This window comes from Pseudoalteromonas sp. NZS100 (assembly GCF_015864815.1).
GTDB lineage: Bacteria > Pseudomonadota > Gammaproteobacteria > Enterobacterales > Alteromonadaceae > Pseudoalteromonas > Pseudoalteromonas distincta.
This window is the reverse complement of sequence record NZ_JADYWM010000055.1, coordinates 1-825: the sequence shown is the minus strand read 5'-3', so window position 1 is coordinate 825 and position 825 is coordinate 1. Positions and strand designations below refer to the sequence as shown.

Here is an 825-nt window from a genome sequence, read left to right as displayed (position 1 = left end):
AGTGCAGCAAGCCCTACAAGCACAGCAGGACACGATCAAACGCCAACAGCAGATGCTAGACGACCAAGAGCGATACACACAGCAGCAGCTACGCAAGAAAGACCAGGATATAGCCGAATTGACAGCCTCATTGAACAAATTGGCAAGAACGAAGACGCAAGAGCTGGAACGCTTACCGACGTTGTTCAAACAGTTGCAAACTTCAATGACAGAACAAACAAACGTGTTCAACAGCTGGGCAACGCATCGGACAAATCACGTAACAACGCAAGCAACGTTGATAAGCGAGTTATTGGCGTTAGGAAACGTTCAGATGCAGCTCGTGGAGCAGTTGAAGAGATATCAGAGCACGATAACACCGCCCGATTATCTAAAGAGCGATACGATGCAATTAGAGAGCGATACCGTGAAGTTAGAGGACGGATTGAGCGAATTAGTGAACGCACAGATCAAAATAGAGCAGTCACAAGCGAAAATCAAAGGCTCGCAGACAGAAATACAGGCGGAATTGAAGGAATTAAACAAATTACTGAACAAGTGAGAGAGGCAATAAAAGCGAAAGAGCAAGAACTTGAGCGTGCTAGAGCACCCACAAGGTCACGATCTCCGAGTATGGGGCGTTAGCTAAGGCAGCAAAAAGTACCGTAATGAGGATATCGTTCGATGCCTCTACAGCGCAACGAACACAATAATCAAAATACATATAAGTCTAGAGATAATTATTCATGGAAAATTTTAAAGCCACTATTGCGGAATTATTCAAAGGTTGGGAAGGTGTTTTGGAAGGCGTAAAAATTATTGGGTTTTCATTACTCGCACTTCTAG

At 44.2% G+C, this 825-nt stretch carries 1 protein-coding gene; it reads left to right on the top strand.

Features of this window, described 5'->3' with window-relative positions; translation table 11 throughout:
* A partial coding sequence (locus I6E69_RS20450) for a hypothetical protein (RefSeq protein WP_197122219.1) occupies nt 1-624 on the top strand: 624 nt, incomplete at its 5' end.
* Between the last annotated feature and the right edge of the window lie 201 nt (nt 625-825).